Origin of the sequence: Aliiroseovarius salicola (assembly GCF_027891095.1) — a bacterium.
GTDB classification, from domain to species: domain Bacteria; phylum Pseudomonadota; class Alphaproteobacteria; order Rhodobacterales; family Rhodobacteraceae; genus Aliiroseovarius; species Aliiroseovarius salicola.
The window spans coordinates 436696-457587 of sequence record NZ_JAQIIO010000003.1; the positions used below are offsets into that span (position 1 = coordinate 436696).

Annotated in this window: 19 protein-coding genes; 15 read left to right on the forward strand and 4 right to left on the reverse strand. The window is 56.8% G+C overall.

Annotation, left to right across the window (positions count from 1 at the left end; genetic code table 11):
* From nuoG to O2N63_RS08350, 13 genes are all read left to right on the forward strand, one after another.
* A complete protein-coding gene (nuoG, locus tag O2N63_RS08290) occupies window positions 1–2019 on the forward strand; it encodes an NADH-quinone oxidoreductase subunit NuoG (RefSeq protein WP_271053776.1) in 2019 nt (672 codons plus the stop codon).
* 20 nt (window positions 2020–2039) lie between these two features.
* Window positions 2040–2456, forward strand: coding sequence for a hypothetical protein (locus tag O2N63_RS08295; protein ID WP_408629795.1), 417 nt, complete (start codon window positions 2040–2042; stop codon window positions 2454–2456).
* 14 nt (window positions 2457–2470) lie between these two features.
* Window positions 2471–3508, forward strand: coding sequence for an NADH-quinone oxidoreductase subunit NuoH (nuoH, locus tag O2N63_RS08300; protein WP_271053777.1), 1038 nt, complete (start codon window positions 2471–2473; stop codon window positions 3506–3508).
* 3 nt (window positions 3509–3511) lie between these two features.
* On the forward strand, window positions 3512–4003 hold the full coding sequence (gene nuoI / locus O2N63_RS08305; protein ID WP_271053778.1) for an NADH-quinone oxidoreductase subunit NuoI: 492 nt from the start codon (window positions 3512–3514) through the stop codon (window positions 4001–4003).
* 21 nt (window positions 4004–4024) lie between these two features.
* On the forward strand, window positions 4025–4432 hold the full coding sequence (locus tag O2N63_RS08310) for a carboxymuconolactone decarboxylase family protein (protein ID WP_271053779.1): 408 nt from the start codon (window positions 4025–4027) through the stop codon (window positions 4430–4432).
* Window positions 4429–5043: an NADH-quinone oxidoreductase subunit J gene (locus O2N63_RS08315; RefSeq protein WP_271053780.1), complete on the forward strand. Its 615-nt coding sequence runs from the start codon at window positions 4429–4431 to the stop codon at window positions 5041–5043. The genes O2N63_RS08310 and O2N63_RS08315 overlap by 4 nt, the downstream gene beginning before the upstream one ends.
* An 83-nt stretch (window positions 5044–5126) precedes the next feature.
* Complete coding sequence (nuoK, locus tag O2N63_RS08320; protein WP_271053781.1) at window positions 5127–5432, forward strand: NADH-quinone oxidoreductase subunit NuoK; 306 nt, start codon at window positions 5127–5129, stop codon at window positions 5430–5432.
* Between the two features lie 4 nt (window positions 5433–5436).
* On the forward strand, window positions 5437–7560 hold the full coding sequence (nuoL, locus tag O2N63_RS08325) for an NADH-quinone oxidoreductase subunit L (protein ID WP_271053782.1): 2124 nt from the start codon (window positions 5437–5439) through the stop codon (window positions 7558–7560).
* A complete protein-coding gene (locus O2N63_RS08330) occupies window positions 7560–9104 on the forward strand; it encodes an NADH-quinone oxidoreductase subunit M (protein ID WP_271053783.1) in 1545 nt (514 codons plus the stop codon). Before nuoL ends, O2N63_RS08330 begins: the two co-directional genes overlap by 1 nt.
* Window positions 9105–9115: 11 nt before the next feature.
* Entirely contained in the window at window positions 9116–10552 is a 1437-nt protein-coding gene (gene nuoN, locus O2N63_RS08335) for an NADH-quinone oxidoreductase subunit NuoN (RefSeq protein ID WP_271053784.1), read from the forward strand.
* Window positions 10542–11294: a biotin--[acetyl-CoA-carboxylase] ligase gene (locus O2N63_RS08340; RefSeq protein WP_271053785.1), complete on the forward strand. Its 753-nt coding sequence runs from the start codon at window positions 10542–10544 to the stop codon at window positions 11292–11294. The genes nuoN and O2N63_RS08340 overlap by 11 nt, the downstream gene beginning before the upstream one ends.
* 12 nt (window positions 11295–11306) lie before the next feature.
* On the forward strand, window positions 11307–12086 hold the full coding sequence (locus O2N63_RS08345; RefSeq protein ID WP_271053786.1) for a type III pantothenate kinase: 780 nt from the start codon (window positions 11307–11309) through the stop codon (window positions 12084–12086).
* Window positions 12083–13747 (forward strand): ribonuclease J, encoded by a 1665-nt coding sequence (locus O2N63_RS08350; protein ID WP_271053787.1) that lies wholly within the window; start codon window positions 12083–12085, stop codon window positions 13745–13747. Before O2N63_RS08345 ends, O2N63_RS08350 begins: the two co-directional genes overlap by 4 nt.
* 63 nt (window positions 13748–13810) lie before the next feature.
* On the opposite strand, the gene O2N63_RS08355 is transcribed toward O2N63_RS08350, so the two are convergent.
* The 4 genes from O2N63_RS08355 to O2N63_RS08370 form a co-directional block, all read right to left on the reverse strand.
* Complete coding sequence (locus O2N63_RS08355) at window positions 13811–15241, reverse strand: DEAD/DEAH box helicase (RefSeq protein WP_271053788.1); 1431 nt, start codon at window positions 15239–15241, stop codon at window positions 13811–13813.
* A gap of 191 nt (window positions 15242–15432) precedes the next feature.
* Entirely contained in the window at window positions 15433–16062 is a 630-nt protein-coding gene (locus O2N63_RS08360; protein ID WP_271053789.1) for a hypothetical protein, read from the reverse strand.
* A gap of 20 nt (window positions 16063–16082) precedes the next feature.
* Window positions 16083–17690, reverse strand: a complete 1608-nt coding sequence (locus tag O2N63_RS08365) for a peptide chain release factor 3 (protein WP_271053790.1) — start codon at window positions 17688–17690, stop codon at window positions 16083–16085.
* Window positions 17691–17744: 54 nt separating this feature from the next.
* Window positions 17745–18758: a Hint domain-containing protein gene (locus tag O2N63_RS08370; protein ID WP_271053791.1), complete on the reverse strand. Its 1014-nt coding sequence runs from the start codon at window positions 18756–18758 to the stop codon at window positions 17745–17747.
* Between the two features lie 197 nt (window positions 18759–18955).
* On the opposite strand from O2N63_RS08370, the gene O2N63_RS08375 reads away from it, so the two are divergent.
* Together O2N63_RS08375 and O2N63_RS08380 are read left to right on the forward strand one after the other, a co-directional pair.
* Complete coding sequence (locus O2N63_RS08375) at window positions 18956–19735, forward strand: SDR family oxidoreductase (protein ID WP_271053792.1); 780 nt, start codon at window positions 18956–18958, stop codon at window positions 19733–19735.
* Between the two features lie 108 nt (window positions 19736–19843).
* The gene (locus O2N63_RS08380) at window positions 19844–20887 is read left to right on the forward strand and encodes an aldo/keto reductase (protein ID WP_271053793.1); all 1044 of its coding nucleotides are present in this window, start codon (window positions 19844–19846) and stop codon (window positions 20885–20887) included.
* Window positions 20888–20892 lie beyond the last annotated feature (5 nt).

Below are 20892 nucleotides of genomic sequence, written 5' to 3' on the forward strand. Positions count from 1 at the left end.
ATGAGCGACCTGAAAAAGATCGTCATTGACGATATGGAAGTCGAAGTGGATGGCGCAATGACGCTGATCCAGGCTTGTGAGGTAGCGGGCGTGGAAGTGCCGCGCTTCTGTTATCACGAGCGCCTCTCGATTGCCGGCAACTGTCGTATGTGCCTTGTCGAGGTTGTGGGTGGCCCACCCAAGCCCGCTGCAAGCTGCGCCATGCAGGTGCGCGATCTGCGTCCCGGTCCCGAAGGCCAACCGCCGGTGGTGAAAACCAAGTCTCCGATGGTCAAGAAAGCCCGCGAAGGTGTGATGGAGTTCATGCTCATCAACCACCCGCTGGACTGTCCAATCTGCGATCAGGGTGGCGAATGTGATCTGCAGGATCAGGCCGTGGCTTACGGTCTGTCCGGTTCGCGTTTCAAAGAACAGAAACGCGCGGTGGATGATCTGGACCTTGGTCCGCTGGTCTCGACCACCATGACACGCTGCATTTCATGCACCCGTTGCGTGCGGTTTACTTCTGAGATCGCTGGCATCAACCAAATGGGCCAGACCGGCCGTGGCGAAGATGCCGAGATCACCAGCTATCTGAACCAGACGCTCGACAGCAACCTGCAGGGCAACATCATTGATCTCTGCCCGGTTGGCGCGCTGACCTCGAAGCCTTATGCCTTTACCGCCCGTCCGTGGGAACTGGCCAAAACCGAAACCATCGACGTGATGGATGCGCTTGGGTCTAACATCCGCGTGGACACCAAGGGCCGCGAAGTGAAACGCATTCTGCCGCGCAACCATGATGGTGTGAACGAGGAATGGATTTCGGATAAGACCCGTTTCATCTGGGACGGGCTGCGTCGTCAGCGTCTGGACACCCCTTACATCCGCGAAAACGGCAAGCTGCGCAAAGCCAGCTGGGGCGAAGCCCTCACCGCCGCCGCAAGCGCGATGAAAGACAAAAAGGTCGCCGGTCTGATTGGTGATCTGGCCAACGTCGAAATGGCCTATTCGCTGAAAACCTTGATCGAAGGTCTGGGTGGCAAGGTTGAATGCCGCGTCGACAACGCGCGCCTGCCTACCGACAACCGTTCGGGTTATGTGGGCAACGCGTCGATCGAAGACATCGACAATGCGAAATTCATCCAACTGATCGGCACCAATCCTCGGGTGGAAGCTCCGGTTCTGAATGCACGTATCCGCAAGGCATGGCTGAAGGGCGCTGAAGTGGGTCTGGTGGGTGAAGCCGCGGACCTGACTTATGAATACGCGCATGTGGGCAATGACCGTGCCGCGCTGGATAGCCTGCTGGGCAAAGACTACGGCGCAGTGAAAGACGCGCCGAGCGTTGTGATTGTTGGCATGGGTGCTCTGCGCGAAGCTGACGGTCTGGCCGTTCTCGCAGCTGCGATGAAACTGGCTGAAGATACCGGCTCTAAGCTGATGGTTCTGCACACCGCCGCTGGCCGTGTGGGTGCGCTGGATGTGGGGGCCGTGACCGAAGGTGGGATCGAAGCCGCCACCCATGACGCTGAAGTGATCTTCAACATGGGTGCCGATGAGATCGATATCGATGCAGGCCCCACAGTGATCTACATGGGTAGCCATGGGGACCGTGGCGCGATGCGTGCCGACATCATCCTGCCCGGTGCCGCCTACACCGAAGAAGGTGGTCTTTTCGTGAACACCGAAGGTCGCCCGCAACTGGCACAACGTGCTGCCTTCCCGGTGGGTGAGGCCAAGGAAAACTGGGCGATCTTGCGCGCATTGTCGGCAGAACTGGGCCAGACCCTTCCATGGGACAGCCTCGCAGGTCTGCGACAGGCGATGGTCGGCGCCGTGCCGCATCTGGCACAGATCGATCAGGTTGTGGAAAACGAATGGCAACCGCTGACCACAGGTACGCTGGGCAAAGCCAGCTTCCGCTATGTGATTGGTGATTTCTATCTGACCAACCCGATTGCACGGGCGTCAGAAGTGATGGCAGAGCTTTCGGCCAACGCGCGCGCGCGTCAGGCTGAAAAGATTGCAGCTGAGTAAAGACAGGACGGGATCCCAACATGTTCGAGGCAGCGATACAGGCAAAGATGGCAGGGGCGGCGATGCTGACCCTTCTGTCGGCGTGTGTGCAGCCCACAGAACAGACTGAATATGCAAAAGCACCGTTTACCCCGGAATATCTGGGGATCGAAACACAGCTTTTGGACGGGGATCTGGTCAATTTCCGCGTCGCCATGAAAGGTGCGCGCGGACAGGAAGATGTGGCGGGGTATGCACGTTGTGCGGCCGCGCAATATGCGCTCATTCGGGGGTACGGATTTGCCCGCCATGTGCGCACCACAGTAGATGAAAACGGCAAGCGCTGGACAGGCGATGCGGCTTATGTGATTTCGGCCGCCCTTCCTGATGGGATCAAGACCATCGATGCGGAAGTGACTGTGCAGAATTGTCTTGAAAACGGAATACCGACGGTCTGAGGGCATGAAGAGATATGTATGAATTCTTCACGACAACGAACTTGGGGCTCGCGCTTCTGATCCTCGGTCAGTGTTTGCTGATCGTGGTCCCACTTCTGGTGGCGCTGGCTTTCCTGCTCTATTTCGACCGCAAGGTCTGGGCCGCTGTGCAGATGCGCAAGGGTCCGAACGTGGTGGGCGCCTTTGGCGTGCTGCAAAGCTTTGCGGACTTTCTGAAATACGTGCTGAAGGAAATCGTCGTGCCTGCGGGTGCGGATCGGTTTGTCTTCTTCCTTGCCCCAATGATGAGCTTTGTGCTTGCCATGGTGGCCTGGGCGGTGATCCCGTTCAATGATGGCTGGGTTCTGGCCGATGTGAACGTGGCGATCCTCTTTGTTTTCGCAGTCTCCTCGCTTGAGGTTTACGGCGTGATCATGGGTGGCTGGGCGTCAAACTCGAAATACCCGTTCCTGGGTTCACTGCGCTCTGCGGCGCAGATGATTTCTTATGAAGTTTCGATTGGTTTGATCATCATTGGTGTGATCATCTCGACCGGGTCGATGAACTTCGGAGATATCGTGAAAGCACAAGACGGCGCAGGCCTTCTGAGCTGGTACTGGTTGCCGCATTTCCCGATGGTCTTCCTGTTCCTGATCTCGGCACTGGCGGAAACCAACCGGCCTCCGTTTGACCTGCCTGAGGCGGAATCGGAACTGGTTGCGGGGTATCAGGTGGAATACTCTTCGACCCCGTTCCTTCTGTTCATGATCGGTGAATATGTGGCCATCGTTCTGATGTGCACGCTGATCTCGATCCTGTTCTTCGGTGGCTGGCTGTCGCCGGTGGAATGGCTGCCCGATGGCATCCTGTGGCTCTTTGCGAAGATCTTCTTCTTCTTCTTCGTGTTCTCGATGGTAAAGGCCATCACGCCGCGTTACCGCTATGACCAGCTGATGCGCATTGGTTGGAAAGTGTTCCTGCCTCTGTCGCTGGGTTGGGTTGTTCTGGTCGCATTCTTCGCCCAATACGGGGCATTCTGGGGCGCTTATGCCCGATGGACTGTAGGGGGCTGATCAATGGCTTTTGATTACGCACGCGCAACGAAATACTTCCTGCTGGCGGACTTTGTGAAAGGGTTTCAGCTTGGGCTGAAATACTTCTTCGCGCCCAAGGCGACGTTGAACTATCCGCATGAAAAAGGCCCGCTGTCGCCGCGTTTCCGTGGGGAACACGCGCTGCGCCGTTATCCGAATGGGGAAGAGCGCTGCATCGCCTGTAAGCTTTGCGAAGCGATCTGCCCCGCACAGGCAATCACCATCGACGCGGAACCCCGCGAAGATGGCTCACGCCGCACCACGCGCTATGACATCGACATGACCAAATGCATCTATTGCGGCTTCTGCCAAGAGGCCTGCCCGGTGGATGCAATTGTCGAAGGGCCGAACTTCGAGTTTGCCACTGAGACCCGTGAAGAGCTGTTCTACGACAAGGAAAAGCTTCTGGAGAACGGGGAACGCTGGGAAGCCGAGATCGCCCGCAACATCGAGCTGGACGCGCCTTACCGCTAAGGCCCGACGAAAGGAAAGAACATGGACGAACTATCCAAGAAATACGCCGAGATGCTGGAGCAGGGCACCCTGATGCTGCGCGCCTTCAATCCTGCGCTCGAGAAGTTCGTCCCCGAAGGTCTCGACAAGCTGATGCCCACCATGCCGAAAGACATGATGGACATGATGTTTGGCAACACCTTCAACAAGGACGGGCTGGATGCCAAGACCCGCATGCTGGTGGGGCTGGCTGGTCTCGTCGCTGCCGGGGCGCAAGCTGGCCCGCAGATAAAAGTGACCGTGCGCCATGCCCTTGAGGCCGGCGCGTCTGAAAAAGAGATCGCGGAAGTGATCTATCAAATGTCCATGTTGGGCGGCCTGCCGGCGATGAACCGGGCGCTGGAAGAAGCGCAAGCCGTCTTTGACGAAAACGAGGAGGGGGACGCATGAGCGTTGCCGACTACGCTTTTTACCTCTTTGCCCTGACCACGGTCATGGGTGGATTTTTCACCGTGATGGCCCGCAACCCGGTCCATTCGGTCCTGTGGCTGATCACGGCTTTTGTCGGGGCAACCGGCCTCTTTGTGCTTCTGGGCGCAGAGTTCGTCGCGATGCTTCTGATGATCGTCTATGTGGGCGCGGTTGCTGTGCTGTTCCTCTTCGTGGTGATGATGCTGGATGTGGATTTTGCCGCATTGAAAGCCGAGATGGCACAATCGCTGCCGCTGGCCCTGCTGATTGGTGTGATCCTTCTGATGGAACTAGGCACGATCTTTGGCACCTGGCATTTCGCCGACGGCGCGGAAGCGGCCCGTCAGTTTGTGACGCCAGCAATCACCGAGGTTCACAACACCGAGGCACTGGGTCTGGTGCTTTACACCGACAATATCCTGCTCTTCCAACTGGCTGGTCTGATCCTGCTGGTCGCCATGATCGGCGCCATCGTCCTGACCCTGCGCCACCGCACCCATGTGAAGCGCCAGAATGTGGTTGCCCAGATGCACCGCGATCCGGCTGAAGCGATGGACCTGATCGACGTGAAACCGGGCCAAGGTCTGTGAATGAGGCTCTGAGATGACGCGCAAACAAGAATTCGAAAAGAATGGGGCGGCAGTTCGCGCCGCTCAAAGAGGGAACGGATAGTATGGTAGGACTTGAGCATTATCTAGGCGTCGCGGCGGCATTGTTCGTCATCGGCATTTTCGGCCTCTTTCTGAACCGCAAGAACGTGATCATCCTGCTTATGAGCATCGAACTGATGCTTCTGGCGGTGAACATCAACCTGGTCGCTTTCTCGTCCTATCTGGGCGATCTGACCGGCCAGGTCTTTACCCTCTTCGTGCTGACGGTTGCCGCGGCTGAGGCCGCAATTGGCCTCGCCATCCTCGTCAGTTTCTTCCGGAACCGCGGCACGATTGCCGTGGAAGACGTCAACGTGATGAAAGGCTGAGGCAATGGCAGCAACGATCGTTCTCTTTGCGCCGCTGATTGGCGCGCTGATCGCGGGCTTTGGCCATCGCGTGATCGGGGATAAGGGCGCGCAGGTGGTGACCACCGCGCTTCTGTTCCTCGCCGCTGCGCTGTCCTGGTCCATTTTCCTCGGGCTTGAGCACCCTGAAACCATCCACATCATGGAGTGGGTGCAATCGGGCAGCCTGTCGGTGGATTGGTCGATCCGCCTGGATCGCCTGACCGCGATCATGCTGATCGTGGTGACCACGGTGTCCTCGCTCGTGCACCTCTACTCAATGGGTTACATGGCGCATGACGATCACTTCGGTGATGCAAGCTATCGTCCGCGTTTCTTCGCTTATCTCTCGTTCTTCACCTTTACCATGCTGATGCTGGTGACCTCGGACAACCTGCTGCAGATGTTCTTTGGCTGGGAAGGCGTGGGTGTGGCCTCGTATCTGCTGATCGGTTTCTACTACAAGAAACCGTCCGCAAACGCCGCTGCCATCAAAGCCTTCGTTGTGAACCGTGTGGGCGACTTTGGCTTTGCCCTCGGTATCTTCGGCCTCTTCTACATGACCGATAGCATTCGTCTGGACGATGTGTTTGCCGCAGCTCCTGCGCTTGCTGAAACCAACATTCACTTCCTGTGGACCGAATGGAATGCCGCAAACCTCTTGGCCTTCCTGCTCTTCGTCGGTGCGATGGGGAAATCGGCACAGCTGATCCTGCACACATGGTTGCCGGATGCGATGGAAGGTCCGACCCCGGTGTCGGCGCTGATCCACGCTGCCACCATGGTGACCGCTGGTGTGTTCCTTGTCTGCCGCATGTCGCCGCTGATGGAATATGCCCCCGAGGCGACCGCCTTCATCACCGTGCTGGGTGCCACCACCGCGTTCTTCGCGGCGACCGTGGGTCTGGTGCAGAACGATATCAAACGCGTGATCGCCTATTCGACCTGTTCGCAGCTTGGCTACATGTTCGTGGCCGCTGGCGTTGGTGTCTATTCGGTTGCCATGTTCCACCTGTTCACTCACGCCTTCTTCAAGGCGATGCTCTTCCTCGGGGCCGGTTCGGTCATCCACGGGATGCATCACGAACAGGACATGCGTAACTACGGCAATCTTCGCAAAAAGATGCCGATTACTTTCTGGGCGATGATGATCGGGACGCTGGCAATCACCGGCGTCGGCATTCCGCTGACCCATTTTGGCTTCTCAGGCTTCCTGTCGAAAGACGCGATCATCGAGAGCGCCTATGCGGGCACCCAAGGCGGTTATGCCTTCTGGCTCTTGGTTATCGCAGCGCTGTTCACCAGCTTTTATTCGTGGCGCCTGATGTTCATGACTTTCTACGGCAAGGCGCGTGGCGACAAGCACACTCATGATCACGCCCATGAAAGCCCACTGACAATGACCATTCCGCTGGGTGCACTGGCCGTTGGTTCAATTGCAGCCGGGATGATCTGGTATGGTTCGTTCTTTGGTGATCACCATCAGGTAAGCCACTTCTTCGGGATCGAAACTCATGAGACCGAAGATGCGGGCCATGGTGAAGCCGCTGCTCCGTTGGTAGTGGATCATGGGGAAGAGGCTGATGACGCTGACCACGATACGGCTATGGCGGATCCCGACCATGCACCGGTTGTAGCTGCGCATCACGGAGAAGCCCCGCAAGGTGCGATCTTCATGGCACCGGACAATCACGTGATGGATGACGCACACCATGCCCCCAAGTGGGTCAAGGTGTCGCCCTTTGTTGCGATGCTCATCGGTTTTGTCACAGCATTCTGGTTCTACATCGTGAACCCGTCGCTGCCCAAACGCCTCGCGGCCACGTTCCCGTTCGTCTACCAGTTCCTGCTGAATAAATGGTATTTCGACGAGATCTACGACGCGATTTTCGTCAAACCTGCTTTTGCCATTGGTCGTTTCTTGTGGAAGCGCGGTGACGGGCAAACCATTGACGGCTTCCTGAACGGTGTGGCCATGGGGATTGTTCCCTGGGTCACCAAACAGGCCGGCCGGGCCCAGTCCGGTTACGTCTTCACCTATGCCTTCGCGATGATCCTCGGCATCGTTGCGCTGGTTTCGCTCATGCTTCTGAACGGTGGGTCGCACTAATGAATAACCTGCTTTCCATCATTACTTTCCTGCCGCTGGTTGCTGCAATCATCCTCGCGCTTTTCCTGCGTGGCGATGATGAGGCTGCGGCACGGAATGCGAAATATCTGGCCCTTGCGGCCACGGTTGCCACTTTCTTCTTCTCGCTTCTGGTTCTTGCTGGGTTTGACCCGAGCAACACCGGTTACCAGTTTGTGGAAGAGGCCGAGTGGATCATGGGCCTCAAATACAAAATGGGTGTAGACGGGATTTCGGTTCTGTTTGTCATGCTGACCACCTTCATGATGCCGCTCACCATCTGGGCGAGCTGGGGCGTGAAAGCCCGCGTGAAGGAGTACATGATTGCCTTCCTGCTGCTTGAAACCCTGATGCTGGGCGTGTTCATGGCGCTGGATCTGGTGCTGTTCTACCTGTTCTTCGAAGCTGGGCTGATCCCGATGTTCCTGATTATCGGGATCTGGGGCGGCAAAGAACGTATCTATGCGGCGTTCAAGTTCTTCCTCTACACTTTCATCGGTTCGGTTCTGATGCTGGTGGCCATGGTCTATATGGCGCTGGAAGTAGGCTCGACGGATTTCGAAGCCCTGGCAGCCCATAACTTTGATAGTGTAAACCTCTCGATCCTCGGCATTCAGATTGTCGGCGGTGTGCAGACGCTCTTGTTCCTGGCCTTCTTTGCATCGTTTGCTGTGAAGATGCCGATGTGGCCAGTACACACCTGGCTGCCAGACGCTCACGTTCAGGCGCCAACTGCGGGTTCGGTTGTTCTGGCGGCGATCTTGTTGAAGATGGGTGGCTATGGCTTCCTGCGCTTCAGCCTGCCGATGTTCCCAGTAGGGGCGGACACGATGGCCTGTTTCATTCTTTGGGTATCGGCAATCGCGATCGTCTACACCTCGCTCGTGGCAATGGTGCAGGACGATATGAAAAAGCTGATTGCTTATTCCTCGGTTGCTCACATGGGCTATGTGACCGCTGGTATCTTTGCAGCCAACCAGCAAGGTGTGGATGGCGCGATCTTCCAGATGATCAGCCACGGCTTCATTTCGGGTGCACTCTTCCTCTGTGTTGGGGTGATCTACGACCGGATGCACACCCGCGAGATTGACGCCTATGGCGGTCTGGTGAATCGGATGCCAGCCTATGCCCTGATCTTCATGTTCTTCACGATGGCCAATGTCGGCCTTCCCGGAACCTCAGGCTTTATCGGTGAATTCCTGACACTCGTGGGCATATTCAAAGCCAATACCTGGGTGGCTCTGGTTGCAACATCTGGTGTGATCTTCTCGGCGGTTTACGCGCTTTACCTCTATCGTCGGGTGGTCTTTGGCGACCTGATCAAGGAAAGCCTGAAAACGATCACCGATATGGACAAGCGCGAGAAGATGATCTTTGCGCCGCTTGTGGCCATGACCCTGATCCTGGGTGTTTACCCGTCGCTGGTGACCGATATCATCGGCCCGTCGGTTGAGGCACTTCTTATCAACTACCACGCTGCGATCCCGGCCGACTTGGCCGACATGCACGCAGCTTCGTCGCACTGAAGGGGGCGGATATGATCTCTGTCGACATTCAAACGGTTCTTCCCGAGATCCTGCTGTCCGTCTACGCTATGGCCGCCCTTTTGGGCGCGGTCTACACGGCGAAAGATGGTCTGGCGAAACTGCTGACCTGGGTCACAGCGGGCGTCATGGTCGTGATTGCGGTCATGGTGGCCGGGGGCGAAGGGGCCACTTCGGCCTTCAGCGGCATGTTCCTTGATGATGCCTATGCGCGCTTTGCCAAGGTCGCGATCTTACTGGCTGCTGCCGCCGTTCTGGTGGTGGGCGAAGCCAGCATGGAGCGTCGTGGCCTCTTGAAATTCGAGTATCCGATCCTTGTGGCGCTGGCCACGGTGGGGATGATGATGATGGTGTCTGCGGGCAACCTGATGTCACTTTACATGGGCCTCGAACTGCAATCGCTTTCGCTCTACGTGGTGGCGTCGCTCAACCGCGACAGCGTGCGCTCGACCGAAGCGGGCATGAAGTATTTTGTGCTGGGCGCCTTGTCGTCTGGTCTGCTGCTTTACGGCTCGTCACTGGTTTACGGCTATGCCGGAACCACCGATTTCGCGGGCATCATCACAGCGGCAACTGATGGTCACGTCGGGCTTGGGATGCTGATCGGTCTGGTCTTTGTCGTGACCGGCATGGCATTCAAAGTATCAGCCGTGCCGTTCCACATGTGGACGCCGGATGTTTACGAAGGCGCTCCGACCCCGGTCACCGCCTTCTTTGCCACCGCACCGAAGTTCGCTGCAATGGGTCTGTTCGCTCGCGTTATGTTTGACGCCTTTGGCAACGCCATTGGTGACTGGCAGCAAGTGATTGCCCTGATCGCCTTCCTGTCGATGTTCTGGGGTGCTTTTGCGGCTATTGGTCAACGCAACATCAAACGTCTGATGGCCTATTCGTCCATCGCGCATATGGGCTTTGCTCTGCTGGGGCTGGCTGCTGGCACCGAACAAGGTGTGCAGATGATGCTGCAATACATGGCTGTTTATGTGGCCATGAACATCGGCACCTTCGCCTTCATCATGTCGATGGAACGCGATGGCCAGCCGATTGCTGATATCTCGGCTCTGCATCAGTATTCGACCGTCAACAAGACCAACGCGCTGGCCATGCTGATCCTTATGTTCAGCCTTGCGGGCGTACCACCGATGCTTGGCTTTTTCGCCAAATACGGTGTGCTGGTCGCTGCTGTGAATGCAGGTTTGACCTGGCTGGCTGTCGGCGCAGTGATCGCCTCGGTTATCGGCGCCTTCTATTACCTTCGCATCGTCTACTTCATGTATTTCGGTGAGGAAAACGAAGGTGTGGAAGTGAACATGTCGCCTGCTGCTTGGACTGCGCTCATGGCCTCGGCTGTGATCGTTCTGGTCGGCTTTGTAAACTTCTTCGGTATCGAAGGGGCGGCTCAGGCTGCGGCTGCGGCTCTTGTCAAGTAATTGGCCAGAAGGCGTTGGTCGGCATGTGCTGACCTCGGTCGACAGTACAAATGAAGAGGCCCGGCGCATCGCGCCGGGTCTTCTTGGTCCGACTTGGATCCTGGCGCATGAACAGACCAAGGGGCGCGGGCGCCGGGGCCGTGCATGGGTCGCGCCAAAAGGGCATTTTTCCGCGACATTGGTGATGCATCCGAAAGAGCCACCGCAAGTGGTGGCCCTGCGCAGCTTTGTGGCATCACTTGCACTGTATGACGCCTTTGCCGCTGCCACCGGACGGGCAACGGGCCTTTCGCTGAAGTGGCCCAATGACGTGCTCTTGAATGGCGGCAAAATCGCCGGGATCCTGCTGGAAAGCGCAGGTGTCGGCACGCAGATGGGACATCTTGCTATCGGCATCGGCGTGAACCTGATTGATGCACCCATGATCGAACAGGTGGAACAGGGCGCAGTGGCCCCGGTTAGCCTGGCGGGTGAAACCGGCATTACGGTAACGCCTGAAGAATTTCTTGATTTGCTGGCCCCGGCTTATGCCCATTACGAGGCACAATTCACCACCTACGGGTTCGATCCAATTCGCGAGGCGTGGCTTGACCGCGCCGCCAAATTGGGTGAGGTGATCACCGCACGCACCATGCAGTCCGAGTATCAAGGGCGATTTGACACGGTGGACGCCGAGGGCAACCTTGTTCTATCAACTGCGAAAGGGCGTGAGGTGATCCCCGCGGCCGAGATTTTCTTTTGAGGGAGGCAGATCATGCTTCTGGCCATTGATACCGGCAATACCAACACGGTGTTCTCGATTTGGGACGGCGAAAAATTCCTGTGTACCCTGCGTACCTCGACCCACCATTCGCGTACCGCTGATGCCTATTTTACCTGGTTCTCTACTTTGATGAGCCACTATGGGATCAAGCCGGATATCACCGGGGTTGTGATCAGCTCCACTGTGCCGCGCGTGGTCTGGAACCTGCGCGTCTTTGCTGACCGTTTCTTCGGTTGCCGTCCACTGGTGGTCGGAAAGCCCGATTGCCTGTTGCCGATTGCGCCGCGTGTTGATGAAGGTGCGGTACCCGGTCCGGACCGGTTGGCCAATGCGGTTGCGGCCTTTGACCGGCATGGCGGTGATTGCATGGTGGTCGATTTCGGCACCGCAACCAATATCGACGTGGTGGCCGAGGATGGTGCCTATATCGGTGGGGTGATCGCACCGGGTGTAAACCTCTCTCTGGAAGCATTGCATCAGGGCGCAGCCGCGCTTCCTCATGTGGATGTGACCCAACCCGACAAGGTGATCGGCACCAATACCGTAGAATGTATCCAATCTGGTATCTTCTGGGGTTATGTCGGGCTTGTGCAGGGATTGATCGACCGTGTGAAAGTTGAATATGGCAAACCAATGAAGGTGATCGGCACCGGCGGCCTGTCCTCGCTTTTTGCACAGGGCGCGGAACTTTACGACTTCATCGAGCATGACCTGACCCTGCATGGGCTGGTCAAAATTTACGACTACAATAAGGAACAGGGCAATATATGAGCAGTGATCGCCTGATTTACCTCCCCCTTGGGGGCGCCGGCGAGATCGGCATGAACGCCTATGTCTATGGCTATGGCCAGCCGGGCAAGGAACGTCTGATCCTTGTCGATCTTGGCGTAACTTTCCCGGATATGGACACAACACCGGGCGTGAACCTGATCATGCCAGATATCAGCTGGCTTGAAGAAAACGCTGACCGGCTTGAGGCGATTTTTATCACCCATGCCCACGAAGATCATGTTGGCGCAGTCGGTCGGCTCTATTCGAAACTGAAGGCGCCTATTCATGCGCGCCCCTTCACCCGCCATCACGCACAGCGCAAGCTGGAAGAGGCGGGGCAGGTGCCCGAGGCCGTGATTGCCGCAGGTGTTTATCCCCAGGTGATTGATGCAGGGCCATTCAAGATCTCGTTCCTGCCTCTCAGCCATTCGATTCCGGAAAGCTCTGGCCTGATCATCGATACGCCTGCAGGACGCATTGTGCACACGGGCGATTTTAAACTCGACACCACCCCTGTGCTGGGTGATCCGTTTGATGAAGATCTGTGGCGCGAGATCGCAAAACCGGGCGTCAAGGCGTTGGTTTGTGATTCCACCAATGTATTCTCACCCTATGATGGTCGATCTGAGGCCTCGGTCGGTGCCCCTCTTCGTGATCTCGTGAAATCCGCGCCGAACATGTTTGTGGCGACGACATTTGCATCGAATGTGGCTCGAGTGAAACAACTGGCTGAAGCGGGCGAGGCCGCTGGCCGGTCTGTCTGTCTGCTAGGCCGCGCCATGCGCCGGATGATCCAGGCGGGTGTTGAAACCGGTGTGCTGGGCGATTTTCCAAAAACCGTAACCGTCGAAGACGCACGTGACATTCCACGTGGAAACCTGATGCTGATTGTGACCGGAAGCCAAGGGGAGCGGCGGGCCGCTTCAGCACAGCTGTCACGTGGAAAATACCTTGGGATGACGTTGAAAGAGGGCGACATGTTCCTCTTTTCCTCGAAAACCATTCCAGGCAATGAACGCGGTGTGGGCCGGATCATGAACGCCTATTCGGAAATGGGTGTGGATGTGGTGGCGGAAAGCGATCAATACCATGTGTCGGGCCACGCCAATCGGCCTGACCTGCAGCGTGTACATGAGATCATCAACCCGCAAATGGTTATCCCGATGCATGGCGAGCACCGCCATCTGCGTGAGCACGCCAAACTGGCCGAGCAAGCCGGTCGCAAATCCTTGGTGGTCGTCAACGGTGCAGTCTGTGACCTGACCGGTGATGCCCCCCATGTGGTAGAGCATGTGGAAGCGGATCGTATCTATCTGGATGGGGATATCCTGATTGGTGCCATGGATGGCATCGTGCGTGATCGGATCCGTCTGGCGTTGAATGGCCATGTGATCGTGAACGTGATCGTGGAAAACGACGAACCTCTTGGAGAGCCTTGGGTCGAGCTGATGGGATTGCCCGAAATCGGCCTGTCCCGTGCGCCACTTGTCGATGTGCTCGAGGAAGATCTGGGCCAGTTTCTGATGCGGGCAGGGGACAAAACCCTGCGTGACGACGATAAACTTGGGGAAGAGCTGAAGCGTATTGCCCGTAAGACTGCCAATGAAGAGATTGGCCGCAAGCCTGAAGTTACAGTTGTGGTCAGCCGTCTGGAAGGCTAACCCCATTAGTATAAAGAAAAAAAGGCGCCTCATTGAGGCGCCTTTGTCATTTAGATGTCAAGGTTATCCCTGACGGCGTTCATCAAAGCTCTTGGCGATGAAGTCCGGCAAATGATCCCCCATTCCAACTGTGCGGTTGTTGTCACGACGGTTCGATCCACCTCGTGAGCGACCTCCACTGCTGCGCTCATTGCGACGCTCGTCACGTTGATCATCCCGGCGATTGGTTGATTTGGGAGCTGCTTCCGGCTTTTTGGAACCATCGCTGCGCTTGGTTTCTTGTTTCGGCGTATCGGCCTTAACATCTTCGGTGTTCTTGCGTGACCGCGATTTGCGCTCTTCCTTTTGAATCGGATTGTCGACTCGCGGGATTTCTTTCTCGATCAACCGTTCCACAGCATCGAGGTTCTTTTCGTCGCGTGGTTCACAGATCATGATCGCCTTGCCATCACGGCCAGCACGACCAGTCCGACCGATCCGATGCACATAGTCTTCGGCGTGGCCGGGCACATCGTAATTGAACACATGGCTTACATTTGGAATATCCAAACCACGGGCGGCCACGTCGGAGGCGCAGAGGAAACGAATGGTGCCGTCGCGGAACCCCTGCAGTACTTGCATCCGTTTGGATTGCTCTAGATCGCCATGAATCGGTTCGGCATTATAGCCGTATTTCTTCAATGATTTTGCGGCGATATCCACATCCGTCTTACGGTTGCAGAAGATGATTGCATTGCTGCATGCTTCCCCTTCACGTTCAATAAGCGCGCGCAGCAGTTTGCGTTTCTCCGAGGAGGCGCGGTCGCGGCGCGAAGCCTTGAACATACAGAGTTCCTGAGTGATCGTTTCCGAGGTGGTCGCTTGGCGGGCCACTTCAATCCGCTCTGGATTGGACAGGAATGTATTGGTGATCCGCTCGATTTCCGGCGCCATAGTTGCCGAGAAGAACAGGGTTTGGCGGGTGAACGGTGTCAAACCGAAGATGCGCTCGATGTCGGGGATGAACCCCATGTCGAGCATCCTGTCGGCCTCATCCACCACCATGATCTGAACGCCAGTCAGCAAGAGCTTGCCGCGTTCGAAATGGTCGAGCAGGCGACCCGGTGTGGCGATCAGCACGTCCACGCCACGATCGATCAACGCGTCTTGCTCTTTGAAGCTGACCCCGCCGATCAAGAGCGCCTTGGTCAGTTTAACATTCTTGGCGTAGGCGTCGAAGTTTTCCGCCACCTGCGCGGCAAGCTCGCGCGTCGGGCAGAGAACCAGCGAGCGCGGCATCCGCGCGCGGGCACGGCCACGCGCCAGTGCCGTGATCATTGGCAGGGTAAAGGATGCAGTTTTCCCGGTGCCGGTCTGGGCAATTCCCAAGACGTCACGTCCCTCCAAAGCAGGGGGAATGGCACCAGCCTGGATTGGGGTCGGGGTTTCGTAACCAGCCTCATCAATGGCCTTGAGGACCTTGGGGCTGAGTTTCAGGTCAGAAAATTTGGTCATATGTGTCCATGTTTCACGGACACTTCTGGCCCGCGCATCTGTGAAAGAAAGCCCGTATGGCCGTAACGCCCTTGGGTTCTTCGAGGGGCGCTCTTTCGGATGAGGAAGGGGTAAAGAAAAAACGGCGTGTGGTCAACGCGTTCACCCGATTTAAGCGCAATTGAAGCAATAAGTTGCGTTTGTTTCTTGAATTACCCGCATGTGTGGGCGCTAGGGTGCAGTTTTGGCCGATATCCTGCTTCCAGAATGGCAAGGCTCGGCTTGGGTGTCAGAACTTCGACCACCCCGGTTCCTCTCGGAACTTCAGTGCCATAACCGTTTGGCGAGTAAGGTAACAGGCAGCCTTCACGCACAAGAAAGGTCTGATCTTGCCAACGGATAATCGCCCCAACTGGCAGCGAGGCAAGGTCAGCCTGATGGCGGATTTGCGACCTACCTCGCCCAACCCGATTTTTATGCAGAGACTTGTCGATTTCACTGTGCCCTGCAGTGCCAAATCGCTCGATCCAGAGTGATTTGTACTGAGCATAGGCCTTTGGTCTGCAATAGGCACAGGGGCGGTGCCCTGCAGCCAGTGCAACCGCTTCATCGAGGAAAAACAAGGGGGTCCACGCGTGTTTCGGCATAGGGCCGTGATAGCGCCCTTTGGGGTGGGTGAGGGTGCAGATGATCCAGTGCTGATGTTTCCACCGCGATGTGCCCAGCTGCCCGTTTTCAAACTGCAATATGCCGCGATTTCCGGTGAAGATACCGCGAGCCGGGTCAGCAATGATCTCGCCTGTTGGGAGCACACGATTTTGCAGCGGCGAAGGGCGGGACAAGTCGCGCCCTTCGCACATAATCACACCATCATTTCTTTGGTGGCAGTCAGATTCACACCTTCAAAATCACGTTCAATTCGGTCGATATCCCATTGAAGCCGCGTAAGAAAAACAGGATCGCCATCATGGTCATGTGCGATGTGCTGCTTGTTGGTATTGATCAGCTTCTCGACCGTTGCCTTGTCTCCAGACACCCAGCGAGCTGAGGTGAATTGCGACGGTTCAAATCGCACTGGCAGACCGTATTCCATCTCGATCCGACTGGCGAGCACTTCAAATTGCAGCGCTCCCACGACGCCGACAATGAAGCCCGAGCCAATATGGGGTTTGAACACCTTGGCCGCGCCTTCTTCGGCAAACTGCATCAACGCTTTTTCCAGGTGCTTGGCTTTCATCGGGTCGCCGGCACGCACGACTTGCAAGAGTTCCGGGGCAAAGCTTGGAATGCCCGTCGCACGCAACACTTCACCTTCGGTCAGGGTGTCTCCGATACGAAGCTGACCGTGGTTCGGGATGCCGATAATGTCACCTGCCCAGGCCTCTTCCGCCAACTCTCGGTCAGACGCCAGGAACAGCACCGGGCTTGAGATTGCCATTGGCTTTTTTGACCGCACATGTGTGAGTTTCATGCCCCGTTTGAAATGCCCCGAGGCAAGGCGCACAAAGGCCACGCGGTCGCGGTGTTTCGGATCCATGTTGGCCTGAACTTTGAAGACAAATCCGGCGACTTTCTTCTCATCCGGCGAAATCTGACGCGGATCGGCCTGTTGGGGCTGCGGTTCGGGGCCGAAATCGGCAATCCCGTTCATCAGCTCTTGAACACCGAATGAGTTGATCGCGGAGCCGAACCAGATAGGAGTCATGTGCCCCTCAAGCACGGATTGCGGATCAAGAGCGGGCAGAAGTTCCTTGGCCATTTCCACTTCTTCGAGGAATTGTTCCAGAAGATGCTCAGGCACATGTTCAGCCAGTTTCGGGTCGTCCAATCCCGAGATTTCCACCGTCTCGCCAACCACATTGCGATCCGCGCGGTCCATCAGTTCCAGCCGATCATTCAGCAGGTCATAACAGCCCATGAAATCGCGCCCGACGCCAATCGGCCAAGACGCGGGGGTGACGTCAATCGCGAGCATTTCCTGAATTTCGTCAATGATCTCAAACGTATCGCGGCTTTCCCGGTCCATCTTGTTACAGAAGGTCAGGATCGGCAGGTCACGCAGACGGCAGACTTCGAAAAGCTTCTGCGTCTGGCTTTCCACACCTTTTGCCCCGTCAATCACCATCACAGCGGCGTCCACGGCGGTGAGCGTGCGATAGGTGTCTTCCGAAAAATCCGAGTGACCGGGCGTGTCCACAAGATTGAAGCGGAAGTTCTTGAAATCAAAAGACATCGCCGAGGCGGAAACCGAAATGCCGCGATCCTTCTCCATCTGCATGAAGTCCGAGCGCGTGCGCCGTGCTTCCCCCTTGGCGCGCACCTGACCCGCCATCTGAATGGCACCACCATACAGAAGGAACTTTTCCGTCAACGTGGTCTTACCCGCATCCGGGTGCGAAATGATCGCAAAGGTCCGGCGGCGCGCAATTTCGGGCGGCAATTCGGGGCGGTTTGTCTGCGTGTCCAACATGGTGTCGCTATAGCTGGGGTGGGGGGCTTTCGCAATGGGCTGCGTGCGGGGCCATCAGCGAGAACTGCCCCCTTTCAAGGCGCGCAGAGTGCGGGTAGACGAAGAGCGCCCAAGACGGTCTTTACCAACTTCACGAGCATAGGTGCCCTTGTCATGACTTGGGGTGCTGTCAGGCAAGGCCGGGCGGTTGATTTGATCGACAAACTGGCTTTCTGCGGGAATGCCCTCGGCATAGATGATTTCATGCTTGTCAAAAAGCAGCTGGAAATAGTCGACAAACCCGCCTTCGCTTTGGGTCACATCTTCACCATTCACAAGGTCGCCTGCACGCAGCAGAACTTCTTTCTGGCCGACATTCAATGCATCCACTCGCTGGTAAATGAACAGGCGGTGGCTCGGGCTAAGTGTCAGCTCGGCCTCGTTGTTCAGGGCCCCTGCGGCGATGGTGATCGGAGCAAATGCTCCGTTTGCACGCACTGTTTGCTGACCGATCCAGCGCAGGGGTTGCGGGCCGCTGTCGCGGGTCAGGATACGGTCCCCAGTAGTAAGCTCTTCAATCGGCACCTGCCGCCCGTCTGCCATTGTGATCCGCGTGCCGCGTGTAAAGGATACCGATGCGGATTCAGCCAGCCGTGCGCGCGCATTATCAGTGTCGATGGTGACAAGTGTGTAGGGTATGCCCTCGGTCAACGGAGCCAGCGGATAGAAATGAATATCCACAATGCGAGTGTGATCCGGGGTCGTCTCCACAAGGACAATTGCTTCAAATGTATCGCCATGTGGGGGCATCAGGGTCAACACGCAATCCAGAAAGACGGGGGCTCCGACTGTGCCAACCCGCGTTCCGTTTGCAATTTCCAGTGGGCCGGTTGCCTCGGAAATGCGCAGGCTGAGGGGGTGGGCCTCTGATCGGGTCAAGGCATAGGCGTCTTCTAGAACCAGTTCAGACGCATCAGTAAGAGGATCACCCTCGTTCACGCCCTGCACCACGCTGAAAGTTTCAGCCGGATGGACCGGCAAAGTCAGAATGGCGTCGGGATTGTTTTTGCTGTTTTGAGGGTTTGACATAAAGACGACTGCTGGTGAACGAAACACGAGATGATGGGGTGAGGCCAAGTGGTAAGACCGAAATGTAAGTTAGTTTCTGGCGGGCTGCAGGTCAATCTTGCCATTTCATCAATTGCTCCCTTGCCAAGCGGTGCTTCCGCATCTTCTCCAGCCGGGTTTCAGGTGCTAAGACCGGATTAGCAAAATGGAGAAGCGTGATGGAACTGGGTATTGCCCGCAAGAAGGCGCTTGTATGCGCATCGTCAAAAGGACTTGGATTCGGATGCGCACAAGCCCTGGCGCGCGAAGGGGTGGATCTGATCATGAACGCCCGTACCGAGGAGACACTTGAACGCTCCGCAGAGGCATTGCGCGCTGAAACCGGTGTCAATATCACGACTGTTGCCGCGGATGTGACAAGCGAAAAGGGACGCGCGGCCGTTCTGGATGCTGCTGGAGCGGTTGACATTCTTGTCACCAATGCAGGAGGTCCGCCGCCGGGTCTGTGGAAGGACTGGTCGCGTGACGATTTCATTGCAGCCTTTGACGCGAACATGCTGACCCCAATCGCCCTGATGCAGGCATTGATGCCGGGTATGATGGAACGGGGCTGGGGCAGAGTGGTCAATATCACGTCGCAATCGGTCAAGGGGCCGATCCCGGTTCTGGGTCTGTCCAATACCGCACGGGCGGGGCTTACAGGTTTTGTGGCCGGAACAGCCCGGCAGGTGGCTTCTCATGGGGTGATCATCAACAACCTGTTGCCAGGTATCCATGATACGGACAGGGCGCTTTCACTTGATCAGGGGGTGATGGATGCCCAGGGGATCACAATGGATGAAGCGCGTGCGGTCCGAATGGCGGGCATCCCGGCGGGTCGCTATGGTACAGCGCAGGAGTTTGGCGCCACCTGTGCGTTCCTTTGCTCGCAATTCGCGGGCTTTATGGTGGGCCAGAATATCGTTCTGGATGGTGGCGCACTGAACGCCACCATCTGATCGCGCAATCCTCAGCAGCGGTGGAAATGCGGCAACCCATTCGTTTGGTGGGTTGCGAAACGCAATTTCGCAATTAGGTTCAGAGCAGCGAGGACAGGAGAGCAATTCATGAAAATGAACAAACTTGCCGGGGGCGCCCTTGAGGTCAGCACCCTGTGTCTCGGGTCCATGACCTGGGGGTCGACAAATTCAGAGACGGAGGGGCATGAGCAAATCGACATGTTCGTCGATCACGGCGGCAATTTCATCGATACGGCTGAGATGTATCCGGTGAACCCAATCATCGCAGAGAATTGCGGCAGGTCCGAAATGGTAATCGGCTCGTGGCTGGCAAAATCCAGACGGCGGGATGATGTAATCGTTGCCACCAAGGTGACCGGACCAAATGGCGGGTTTGTTCGCGACGGATATGGATATGACGGGCAAGTGATTCCGAATGCCATCGATAACAGCCTGCGCAATTTGCAGACCGACTATATCGATATCTACCAACTGCACTGGCCCAAACGTGGCAGTTATGCGTTTCGCCAGAACTGGACCTACGACCCGAGCAAGCAGGATCGCGCCGCGACCGAAGCTCATATGCGCGAGGTTCTGGCTGCAATGAAAACAGCCGTGGATGCGGGCAAGGTGCGCCATTTTGCTTTGTCCAACGAAAGTGCGTGGGGTACGCTGGAGTGGCTGCGCCTGGCGCGCGAAATGGGCGCGCCTGAAGTGATCTCGGTTCAGAATGAATACAGCTTGATGTATCGTCAGGCCGATACAGATCTCGCCGAGCTATGTCACAATGAAGGCGTGCGTGTCCTGTCCTATTCTCCGCTTGCGACCGGGCTTTTGACCGGAAAATACCAGCACGGCGCAATCCCGGAAGGTTCCCGGATGTCGCTGCACCCGGGATTGGGCGGGCGCAAAACCGAACGCGCTTTTGAAGCTGTGGATGCCTATTTGGAGCTCGCCCAGAAGCACGGAATCGATGTGGTCCATATGGCGCTTGCTTTTGTCATGTCGCGCCCCTTTATGGGCTCGACAATCTTCGGGGCTTCAAGTGCCGAGCAACTTGCGCGCATTCTTGAAGGCAAAGATCTGACACTGTCCAACGAGGTCATGGCGGATATCGATGTGACTCATCGGGCGCACGCTTACCCGTATTAACCGCC